The 11983-nt window shown below is 43.5% G+C and carries 8 protein-coding genes; 7 read left to right on the top strand and 1 reads right to left on the bottom strand.

Features of this window, described 5'->3' with window-relative positions; genetic code table 11:
* Positions 1 to 204 precede the first annotated feature (204 nt).
* The 5 genes from clpB to DWW86_RS10105 all read left to right on the top strand — a co-directional run bounded on the left by clpB (position 205) and on the right by DWW86_RS10105 (position 8156).
* Complete coding sequence (clpB, locus tag DWW86_RS10125; protein WP_117942970.1) at positions 205 to 2787, top strand: ATP-dependent chaperone ClpB; 2583 nt, start codon at positions 205 to 207, stop codon at positions 2785 to 2787.
* Between the two features lie 52 nt (positions 2788 to 2839).
* A complete protein-coding gene (locus tag DWW86_RS10120; protein WP_117942969.1) occupies positions 2840 to 3013 on the top strand; it encodes a DUF4250 domain-containing protein in 174 nt (57 codons plus the stop codon).
* Between the two features lie 631 nt (positions 3014 to 3644).
* Positions 3645 to 4136, top strand: a complete 492-nt coding sequence (locus DWW86_RS10115) for a MarR family winged helix-turn-helix transcriptional regulator (RefSeq protein ID WP_286187698.1) — start codon at positions 3645 to 3647, stop codon at positions 4134 to 4136.
* Between the two features lie 10 nt (positions 4137 to 4146).
* On the top strand, positions 4147 to 6309 hold the full coding sequence (locus DWW86_RS10110; RefSeq protein ID WP_117942968.1) for an ABC transporter ATP-binding protein: 2163 nt from the start codon (positions 4147 to 4149) through the stop codon (positions 6307 to 6309).
* Positions 6306 to 8156 carry an ABC transporter ATP-binding protein gene (locus DWW86_RS10105; protein WP_117942967.1) on the top strand — a complete coding sequence of 617 codons (1851 nt, stop codon included), beginning with the start codon at positions 6306 to 6308 and terminating at the stop codon, positions 8154 to 8156. The genes DWW86_RS10110 and DWW86_RS10105 overlap by 4 nt, the downstream gene beginning before the upstream one ends.
* 157 nt (positions 8157 to 8313) lie before the next feature.
* Here DWW86_RS10105 and DWW86_RS10100 read toward each other — a convergent pair whose 3' ends face one another.
* Positions 8314 to 8529 (bottom strand): hypothetical protein, encoded by a 216-nt coding sequence (locus tag DWW86_RS10100; protein WP_117942966.1) that lies wholly within the window; start codon positions 8527 to 8529, stop codon positions 8314 to 8316.
* Between the two features lie 155 nt (positions 8530 to 8684).
* Between DWW86_RS10100 and DWW86_RS10095 the strand changes: the two genes are divergently transcribed.
* Both DWW86_RS10095 and DWW86_RS10090 read left to right on the top strand, forming a co-directional pair.
* Positions 8685 to 10748 (top strand): HelD family protein, encoded by a 2064-nt coding sequence (locus DWW86_RS10095; RefSeq protein WP_117942965.1) that lies wholly within the window; start codon positions 8685 to 8687, stop codon positions 10746 to 10748.
* 108 nt (positions 10749 to 10856) lie between these two features.
* The gene (locus DWW86_RS10090) at positions 10857 to 11948 is read left to right on the top strand and encodes a PsbP-related protein (RefSeq protein ID WP_117942964.1); all 1092 of its coding nucleotides are present in this window, start codon (positions 10857 to 10859) and stop codon (positions 11946 to 11948) included.
* Positions 11949 to 11983 lie beyond the last annotated feature (35 nt).

Here is an 11983-nt window from a genome sequence, read left to right as displayed (position 1 = left end):
CCCAGTTCCTAATGTAGAGCAAAACAGACTAAAGGTGGAAGTTAGTTTTTCATTTAAGGTTCACAAATTCTTTACAAAATAATTAGCACTCACCTCTTGACAGTGCTAACAACACATGTTATATTACCAGTATAACAAAGATAACATTAAGGGTACGGGAAGAGATTTCAGTATCCTTTTCCTACGATATAAGGAGGAGAGCCTATGAACATCAGTAAGTTTACACAGAAATCCGTGCAGGCTGTTCAGGATCTTGAAAAGGTTGCCTATGAATACGGCAATCAGGAAGTGGAGCAGGAACATCTTTTATATGCCCTGCTGACACAGGAAGACAGCCTGATTCTCAAACTGATTGAGAAGATGGATATTAATAAAGAATATTTTATCAATGTAGTGAAGAAAGCACTGGATGCAAAAGTCAAAGTATCCGGTGGTGATCTGAGATTCGGGCAGTATCTGAATAAATCACTGGTAAATGCAGAAAATGAAGCAAAAGCAATGGGAGACGAATATGTTTCTGTTGAGCATCTGTTTCTGTCACTGCTGACACAGCCAAGCCCGGGTATGAAGAAGATCTTCGATGAATTTGGCATTACCAGAGAAAGATTTTTGCAGGCGCTGTCTACTGTCAGAGGTAACCAGAGAGTTGTCAGTGACAACCCGGAGGCAACCTATGACACACTGAATAAATACGGCGAGGATCTTGTGGAGAAAGCAAGAAATCAGAAACTTGATCCGGTCATCGGGCGTGATGCAGAGATTCGAAACATTGTTCGTATTCTTTCACGTAAGACCAAGAATAATCCGGTTCTGATCGGTGAACCTGGCGTTGGTAAGACAGCAGCCATCGAAGGTCTGGCACAGCGAATCGTCGCAGGTGATGTCCCGGAAGGCCTGAAAGATAAGAAGATTTTTGCACTGGACATGGGAGCACTGGTTGCAGGTGCGAAATATCGTGGTGAGTTTGAGGAACGTCTGAAAGCAGTTCTTGAAGAGGTAAGAAAGAGCGAAGGCGAGATCATTCTTTTCATTGATGAGCTGCATCTGATCGTCGGTGCCGGTAAGACAGACGGTGCGATGGATGCGGGCAACATGCTGAAACCAATGCTTGCCAGAGGTGAACTGCACTGTATAGGTGCAACCACGCTTGACGAGTACCGCCAGTACATTGAAAAGGATGCCGCACTGGCACGTCGTTTCCAGCCGGTTATGGTAGATGAGCCAACCGTAGAAGATACAATTTCAATCCTTCGTGGACTGAAAGAGAGATATGAAGTATTCCATGGTGTGAAAATTACAGACAGTGCGCTGGTAGCAGCCGCTACGCTTTCACATAGATATATCACAGACAGATTCCTGCCGGACAAAGCCATCGATCTGGTCGATGAAGCATGTGCCCTGATCAAGACCGAGTTGGATTCCATGCCGACTGAACTGGATGAACAGAGACGTAAGATCATGCAGCTTGAGATTGAGGAGTCTGCGCTTAAGAAAGAAACGGACAATCTGAGCAAAGAGCGTCTTGTAGAACTGCAGAAAGAGCTTGCAGAGATGCGTGACACATTCAATACTCAGAAAGCACAGTGGGATAATGAGAAACATTCCGTAGAGAAACTCCAGAAATTACGTGAGCAGATTGAAGATATCAATAAACAGATCCAGAAAGCAAAACAGAATTACGATCTGGAAAAAGCCGCCGAACTTCAGTATGGAGAACTTCCGAAAGTTCAGCAGCAGCTTGAAATAGAAGAAAAACAGGTCAAAGAAGGCGACCGCAGCCTTGTCCATGAGGCAGTTACAGATGATGAGATTGCAAGGATCATTTCACGCTGGACGGGTATCCCGGTAACGAAACTGACCGAGGGTGAGAGAACGAAACTTCTTGGTCTCGAAGATGAACTGCACAAACGTGTTATTGGTCAGGATGAAGGTGTACGTCTTGTAACAGATGCCATTCTTCGTTCAAAAGCAGGAATCAAAGATCCATCCAAGCCGATTGGTTCATTCCTGTTCCTCGGACCTACCGGTGTCGGCAAGACAGAACTTGCCAAAACACTTGCCGCAACTCTGTTTGATGACGAGCAGAATATGGTACGAATCGATATGAGTGAGTACATGGAGAAATATTCTGTATCCCGTTTGATCGGAGCTCCTCCGGGATATGTAGGATATGAAGAAGGCGGTCAGCTTACAGAAGCTGTTCGTCGTAAACCATACAGTGTTGTACTGTTTGATGAGATTGAGAAAGCTCATCCGGATGTATTTAATGTACTTCTGCAGGTGCTGGATGATGGACGTATCACAGATTCACAGGGCAGAACGGTAGACTTTAAGAACACGATTCTGATCATGACTTCAAACATTGGTTCACCGTATCTTCTTGATGGTATTGATGAAAAAGGTGAAATAAAACCAGAAGCTCAGGAACAGGTTATGAATGACCTGCGTGGACACTTCCGTCCGGAATTCCTGAACCGTCTGGATGAAATTATCATGTTCAAGCCATTGACAAAAGAGAATATTGGCGGCATAGTAGACCTGATGGTCAAAGAGCTCAGTGACCGTCTGGCAGATCAGGAACTTTCTCTGGAACTGACAGATGCAGCCAGAACACAGGTAATTGAAAATGGCTATGATCCGGTATATGGCGCAAGACCTCTGAAACGTTATCTGCAGAATTATGTGGAAACACTTGCTGCGAAGAAGATTCTTTCCGGTGATGTTCATCAGGGTGACACGCTTGTGCTGGATGTAAAAGACGGAGAGTTTGTGATCAACACGAAATAATATGCTGCTGTGTATAATCTGACCGGCAGCAGAATACCACAGGAGGTACGCAATGATACCAAAGGATCCGGTAATGCTGTTGAGCTATGTCAACACACAGTTGAGAGATTTTTATGGTACTCTGGAGGCTCTTTGCGAAGACAAAGGACTGGACAGAGAAGAACTGGTGGAGAAGCTCGCATCGATTGAGTACGAATACGATGAGGAACGTAATCAGTTCGTATAAAGAATTCCCGGCGATGATGGGAAGAAACTAAGGGGACTCGGGTTGGAGATTTTCGTTGAAAATACGAAAAGCATCCATTCTTTGAGTCCTCTTTTTCTTTTCCCATCCATCCCCGTACTTTATACAGGATAGTGTGGCACCTCACCGTGCTTTATGAATGAACAAAGGAACTCTTATATTTTAGAGATAAAAAATATTGAGCGTCAGGCCAGATAATATGAAAAAATAAAATATCAGCTGAGACAGTACCGGACTTCCAAACAGGAAACATCTGCAGGAATTTATGGTAATACTTAGTCTCTCGGCAGACTGCGTTATGGCGAAAAAGTGCATTGTTTGAGCGTTAGCGAGTTATGCACTTTTTCGCCATGTATTTAGCAGAATGAAGAGAGACATAGTATTTCCAAATTCCGAAGCCGTTTCCATGTTGGGAGTCCGGTACTGCATCAGCGTGAAATATATATTTTTATTAATTAGCTAAGCAAAATATTTTTTATAATGAAAATATAAAAAATCTGTGAAATTCATAAAAAACCATTGCTTTTTTTGTGCAAATGCATATAATAATCAATTAGCCGACTAATCAATAATCGACTAACAAACTATAAACATTACTTATGGAGGTGAAGAGGTGTTTACAGAAGGAGAACCAGAGTTTTGCCCACCGGAGCATAAGGACAGCTTTTTATCCATGTTTATGAGAATTGACCGCCGATTTATGGGAAAGTGCTTTGGACAGATGCAGGAACTGGGAATTTATCCGGGACAGATTCCGGTACTTGGCTTACTGGCATACAAAGACGGACTGAGCCAGCGTGAGATCGCAGAACATTTAAGAATCAAACCGCCGACCGTCAATGTGACTGTCCAGCGACTGGAAAAAGCAGGATTTCTTTACAGGGAAGCCGATGAAAAAGATCAGCGCATCTCCAGAATCTATCTGACAGAAAAAGGCAAACAGGCAAAAGAGAATGGCATGAAGAAAGTCCAGGAAAATGAAAAGATTCTTCTCGATGGTCTCAGCGAAACAGAACTTTGCCTTTTGAGAAGAATGTTGGAGCAGATTACAGAGAACATTGATAAAATACCCGGAACATCCGGAAAAATGACACAAAGAAAGTGAGGCAGCAAAAGTGATCAAACTGATGAAATATCTGAAAAAATCAGCAGGCTATGTGGTACTGATCATAGCGCTTCTGTTTCTTCAGGCATATTGCGATCTTTCTCTGCCGGATTACACATCCAAAATCGTCAATGTGGGAATCCAGCAGAGTGGTATTGAAGACAGCGTACCGGAAAAGATCCGAAAGACATCCATGGACAGTCTTCAGTTGTTTATGGACGATAATGACAAAGATACTGTAGATTCCTTTTATGAAGAAGACGGTGATCTTCTTGTGTTGAAAGACAATGTGACTTCCGAAGAAAGAGATGAATTAAACAGCATCTTCGGAAAGCCGATGATTATCGTGGCAAGCTTTTCTTCCGGTGGTGATGAAGTAAATGCCATGCTTACACAGATGGGCATTCCGGAAGGCACAGATCCGATGCAGGCACTTGCGATTATGCCGAAAGAAGCACTGGATGCCATGACAGAAAAAATCAGCGAAAAAGTTGACAGCATGCAGGCTTCCATTATCACACAGGCTGGTGTTTCCTACGTAAAAGGCGAGTATGAAGCAATTGGCGAAGACGTCGATGCGATCCAGATGCATTACATCAAGATTGCGGGTGTGAGAATGCTTGGCATGGCACTGATCACAATGCTCTGCGCAATCTGTGTGGTATTTCTTTCTTCCAGAGTTGCAGCAGCACTCGGTCACGATCTGAGAAATGCGGTATACCGAAAGGTTATCACTTTTTCAAGCAAAGAGTATCATAAGTTTTCAACCGCATCACTTATCACACGATGCACAAATGATATTCAGCAGGTACAGCAGGTTATGACAATGCTTTTCCGTATTGTCCTGTATGCACCGATTCTTGGTATCGGTGGAGTGATCCGCGTATTAAATACAGATTCCTCCATGACCTGGATCCTTGGTCTGGCAGTTGGACTTATTCTTGTGGTGATCATTGTTCTGTTCCAGGTGGCAATGCCGAAATTTACAGTATTACAGACACTGGTCGATAAGCTGAACCTTGTGACAAGAGAAATTCTTACCGGTATTCCGGTTATCCGTGCATTCAGCAGGGAGAAACATGAGGAAGAACGTTTCGAGGAAGCCAACGAAAGACTGACAAAGACAAACTTGTTTGTCAACCGCTGTATGACATTTATGATGCCGACGATGATGCTTATTATGAATGGCGTTTCCGTTCTGATTATTTACAGTGGCGCTTATGCGGTAGATAACGGAACTATGCAGGTTGGCAATGTTATGGCATTTATCCAGTATGCAATGCAGATCATCATGTCCTTCCTGATGATCACAGCGATGTCTATTATGCTTCCGAGAGCAAATGTCGCAGCACTCCGTATTAACGACGTGCTGAAAACAAAAGTAAGTGTTACAGATCCGGAAAATCCGGTTTTGCCGGCAGAAGACGTAAAGGGAATTGTGGAATTTGATCATGTAAGTTTTGCATATCCGGAAGCAGGAGAAAATGTACTGACAGATATTTCCTTCAAAGCAGAAAAAGGTGAGACGATCGCCGTGATCGGAAGTACCGGAAGTGGCAAGAGTACACTTGTTAATCTGATTCCGCGATTCTACGATGTGACGAAGGGACGTATCCTTGTAGACGGAGTTGATGTCCGTGATATGACACAGAAAGATGTCAGATCAAGGCTTGGATATGTACCGCAGAAGGGAATTCTTTTCTCAGGTACGATCGATTCCAATATTCGTTACGGTAAGACGGACATTTCCGTCGAAGAAGTAAAAGAAGCAGCAGAAGTAGCTCAGGCAACAGAATTTATTGATGCAAAACCGGAAACATACGATTCTCCAATCTCACAGGGAGGAACCAACGTATCCGGTGGTCAAAAACAGCGTCTTTCCATAGCAAGGGCAATCGCCAAGAAACCTGAGATATTTATTTTTGACGACAGCTTTTCTGCACTGGATTTCAAGACCGACAGTACTTTGCGTAAAGCACTCAAAGCACATACAAAAGATGCAACAACAATCATTGTGGCACAGCGTATCAGTACAATTTTGAACGCTGACAAGATTATTGTTCTGGATGACGGACATATGGCAGGTATTGGTACACATAAAGAATTGATGAAAAACTGTGAAGTTTACCGTCAGATTGCAATGAGTCAGCTGTCAGAGGAGGAATTGGCATGAGTGAACAGAGACGACGTGGACCAATGGGCGGACACGGAAGAGGCATGCGCCCGACGGAAAAAGCAAAAGATTTCAAAGGTGCGATGAGCAAACTGTTCCGTTATATGAGCCGCTATAAAATGCGTTTTGTGCTGGTATTTATTTTTGCGATTGCAGGAACTGTATTTAATATTGTTGGACCGAAGATTCTTGGTAAAGCAACGACTGAACTTTATACAGGCCTTGTTGCAAAAGTAAACGGAACTGGTGGTATTGACTTTGCGAAGATCGGAACGATCCTTCTGTGGACACTGGGACTGTATGTGGCAAGTGCATGCTTCTCCTTCATTCAGGGATGGATCATGACAGGAATTTCCAATGATGTGACTTATAATCTCCGTAAAGATATTTCAAAGAAGATCAATCATCTGCCATTGAATTATTTTGAAAGCAGAACAAACGGTGAGATTCTTTCGAGGGTAACAAACGATATTGATACTCTTCAGATGAGTCTTAATCAGAGCCTGACACAGCTTATCACATCAGTAACTACACTGATTGGTGTAGTTATTATGATGCTTTCCATCAATGTATGGATGACGCTGGCTGCACTTCTGATCCTGCCGGTATCCATGTTTATTATTCAGATGGTGATGAAGCATTCACAGAAATACTTCCAGGCACAGCAGAATTACCTTGGCGCAGTCAACGGTCAGATCGAAGAAAACTTCGGCGGTCATGATGTGGTAAGAGTATTTAATAAAGAAAATGATGTGCTTGATGAATTTGAAAAAGACAACAAGAAACTTTATGAATCTGCATGGAAATCACAGTTCTTCTCAGGAATGATGATGCCGATCATGCAGTTTGTCGGGAACCTTGGCTATGTAATGGTAGCACTTCTCGGTGGAATCTTTGTTATCAAAGGTTCGATTGAAGTCGGGGATATCCAGTCATTTTTCCAGTACATCCGTAACTTTACACAGCCGATCCAGCAGATCGCGCAGGTAACAAACCTTCTGCAGTCTTCCGCAGCAGCTTCTGAGAGAGTCTTTGAATTTCTTGATGAGGAAGAGGAAGTACAGCAGCCGGAAAATCCGGATTCTATTGAAGGTCTGGAAGGAAATGTACAGTTTGAACATGTTGAGTTCGGTTACAATCCGGATAAAATCATCATTCATGATTTCTCGGCAGATGTACATGATGGACAGAAGATTGCAATTGTAGGACCGACCGGTGCCGGTAAAACGACGATGGTTAAACTGTTGATGCGTTTCTACGATGTAAATAAGGGTGCCATCAAAGTAGATGGCCATGATGTCAAAAATTTCAACAGAAGCGAGCTTCATGAGATGTTCGGTATGGTGCTTCAGGATACATGGCTGTTCTCCGGAACAATCATGGAAAATATCCGTTACGGACGACTGGATGCAACGGATGAAGAAGTCATTGCAGCAGCAAAGGCAGCGCATATCCATAACTTTATCATGCAGCAGCCGGGCGGCTATCAGATGGTGCTGGATGAAGAAACAAGCAACATTTCACAGGGACAGAAACAGCTTCTTACGATCGCAAGAGCAATTCTTGCAGACAACAAGATTCTGATCCTTGATGAGGCAACATCCTCTGTTGATACAAGAACAGAAATGCAGATCCAGAAAGCGATGGATAATCTGATGAAGGGAAGAACAAGCTTTGTCATTGCACATCGACTTTCTACGATCAAAGACGCAGATCTGATCCTTGTTATGAAAGACGGAGATATTATTGAGCAGGGTAACCATGAAGAACTGCTGGCAGCGAAAGGATTCTATGCAGATCTTTATAACAGTCAGTTTGATAACAGTTCGTCGGAACTTTGTTCATGACAATAAAGAATTCCCGGTGATGATGGGAATGTAAAGAAAAGGACTCCAGTTAGGATAGCCCGTGAATTATCATCTGTGCATGTCTCAATTCAAAACTTCTGTGATTCTATGTATACAGAACTTTGCTAAGAACGATACAGAAAATGCTGAACTCGCATCAAAGATGCTCAGACAGCAGCATTTTCTGCATCAACGCAAAAACCTGTACACCAAGAATCTCTACGAAGTTTTTCAGGCGAGACAGACACAGATGATAATTACGGGCATTCCTGACGGGAGTTTTTCTTTTTCCCAGCCTGCCCCTCCCGGTTGCCGCACACGACATTTTTTTATCTGCACAGACTCTTATCAGTTTATTTATTATCCTTGTCATAACCTCTTTTTTTCGGTATAATATTAAGCCACAGTTACAAACAGGAAACAAGCTGCTTACAGAGGAGCAGACTTTATATGATAAAATAGGAGCAATCATGTGACAATACGACATGATTTTCCTGCATAAGACAACGAGGAGCAGTGATCAATTTCATGGAAAATATAAAAAACGGCAGGGAATATCTGCAATATGTATTGAAATGTCTGAATGACCGTCTTGCCCAGGCAGATGCGGCAATTCTCGAAGGCGAGAAAGAAATCGAGGACATGCATGAATACTACTGGGAAAACTATACCGAGATGGATCAGTACGGATATGAGGATTATGATAATCAGCAGGCACTTTTCCGCCAGATGAATGCCAACGAAGAGCAGTTCCGCCTTCGCAAACGCTTCAAAAAGATGCAGGACTCGCCATTCTTCGGCAGAGTGGATTTCCGGTATGACGGAGATGAGGAGGCAGAGACCTTTTATATCGGAATCGGCAATCTCTCCGAGAGTGCAGGAAGCCTTCCGCTTGTGTATGACTGGAGAGCACCGGTGAGCGGACTTTTTTATGATTACGATAAAGGGCCGGCGTCTTATGAGGCACCGTCAGGAATTTTTGAAGGTGAAGTGACTTCAAAATGGCAGTACAAGATCCGTAAAGGCAAGATGCTCTATGAATTTGAAAGCGATGTCAAGATAGACGACGAAATTCTCGGAGCAGAGCTTGGAAGCAACGGAGAAGTACAGCTCAAAAATATCGTCCGGACGATTCAGAAAGAGCAAAATGAGATCATCCGAAATACTAAAGACAAGATCATGGTGATTCAGGGAGCGGCAGGAAGCGGTAAGACATCTGTAGCCCTGCACAGAATTGCCTATCTTCTGTATCATGACAGAGAAAACCTGAAATCATCAAATGTACTGATCCTGTCACCGAACGGAGTCTTTGCAGATTACATTTCACATATCCTTCCGGAACTGGGCGAGGAAAACATCCGAGAGATGAGTTTTGACCTGTTTGCATACAGAGAACTTAAGGAAATTGTCGGTGACTGTGAGGATCGCTACGACCAGATCGAACGCACGGTGCTCAATCCGAAGATACAGGAGATATGCAGAGAGAAACAGTCACCGGAATTTGTTTCGAAGCTGGATGGTTTTGTCCTCAGACTGGAAGACGAGCTGATGAATTTCCGTGATGTGGAATACAGAGGCTGTACACTGAGCGAAAAAGAGATTATTGATCTGTTTTATTTTAAATTTCTGGATGTACCGCTTCTTTCCAGAATGCATTCTGTCGCAGAATATTTTATTGACCAAGTGGAGACACTGAGAGACAGAGATCTTTCTGATGAAGAACGTGAAGAAGTAATGGAATGCTTCAGAAGCATGTACGAGACAAGAGACTGTTATGTGCTGTACAGCCGTTTTCTTGAGAAAGAAGGATACCGGCCGCTTCCACACTGCCAGATTGAGAAGCGCCGCCTCCGATATGAAGATGTATATCCGGTGCTTTATCTTAAGTACACACTGTACCAGTGCCGAAACCATCACGGGATCAAGCATGTTGTGGTGGATGAGATGCAGGATTATTCATGGATTCAGTATCTGCTAATTCATAAAATGTTTCCATGCAGGATGACCATTCTGGGAGATAAGGCCCAGACAATGGAAGACGAGACACAGGATGTGCTGAAATTTCTTCCGAAGATATTCGGGAAAGATATTCGCAAGATTGTGATGAACAGAAGTTATCGTAATACGATGGAGGTTGCACAGTATGCGAATCATCTTACCGGAATTGAGGATATGGAGCTGTTCGAGCGTCATGGTGAGCCGGTAGATGAGCGGACATTTTCGTCGACAGAGGAAGCACTTGAGACTGTTCTTGAAAAATGGCTGAACCGTCGGGAAGAGTTTGAGACAGAAGCTCTGATCTTTCTTACAGAAAGGGAAGCAGAACACGCTTTCCTTTATATAGAAAAGAGACTGAAAGAAATTGCCCCGGAGGCAGAAAACCAGCTTTGCTACATGAACCGCGACAGCCAGAGCTTTAAGAAAGGACTGACTGTGACGACTTTTTATCTTGCAAAAGGTCTGGAATTCGATCAGGTATTTGGCATATTTGAAGAGGACAGAGAAAGCGGTCTTCAGTGCCAGGCAAAGTATATTACAGCGACGCGAGCACTGCATGAACTGCATATGTATATGATGGAAAATTCAAAGTAAGCTTTGCCAAACTATACGGTTTTTCATTGACACTGATGGGATATAACTGTAAAATATAGCATGAGGGAAAGAGTATAAACATTATCATTTTATAAGGAGAATGTTATTATGAAGAATAAAAAATTACTTGCAATGACAGCAATGGTGATAACGGCATCTGTACTGATGTCTGCATGTAGCTTTGGCGGTAATGATAAAAAAGAAGACACTCCGGCTGTAGCCGTGACACCGACAGCAGAACCGACTGCAACACCGGCTCCGACTATAGAACCGACGATCGCACCGAATGTACAGAGCACAACTTATACATCCGCAGATAAGTCAATCGCGATCAACCTTCCGGATGCAACATGGTCCAATAAGTCAGACGAGACAGATATGGTAAGCTTTGAGTCTCCGAATGTCGGAAACATTCTGATCCTGCACGGACAGGGTGAGGATACCATGGCTTCTACCGTGATTCCGAGCACACAGGACATGGCAGTTTCACTTGATCAGGCAGATGGTGACAAAGTAAATGGCACTGATTTTGAAATTCAGGATTATACATCCAATGATGTCAACGGAATTGGTGTATACAGCTACACAACCAAAATGCTGAATACAGATAAGAGTGGCGGAGACCTTTATGTGGTTCACAAAGTATTTGCCAACGATACCGAATATTATAATATCGAAGCTTCTGTAAAGAGCGAAGATGCACTGGATTCTATCAAGGCAGCAGTCGCTTCCTTCCAGATTCTGGGAGATTCTTCACTGAAAGAAGCAGCACCGAAGCAGGCGGCTCCGGCAGCAGATAACAGCTCCGCAGACAACGCAGCAGCAGACAATTCCGGTGCAGCAGCTTCTGATAACGCAGGAAATACAGATGCATCCGCTTCCACTGACGGAACAACTGCCGATGGAAGTTCGAACGATGCTTCACAGGCTGCAGATAATGGAACTGCTTCTACAGACACATCCACGAATTCCGGTGGATTTACAGATGAGCAGCTTTCCAACACCGATGAGACAAGAACCATCTACCGCAATTCTGACGGACATCCACTCGTTATTCAGCCGGACGGTAACGGAAACTGGGTGGATTTTGACGGAAATACCTATAGCTTCGCTGATGAGCAGGATGCATACGATGCAAATGGCAACAGCTATTACTGGCACGGAGAAGCAGCAGACGTATATTATATGCCTGTTCAGTAAAAGGATAACAGAGACACAAAAGAGGCAGGTGAGAG

The sequence above is a fragment of the Ruminococcus sp. AF17-22AC genome, assembly GCF_003460065.1.
Lineage (GTDB): Bacteria > Bacillota > Clostridia > Lachnospirales > Lachnospiraceae > Blautia_A.
Note: the sequence above shows the minus strand (reverse complement) of the source record. Positions and strands in the feature narration are given on the sequence as shown.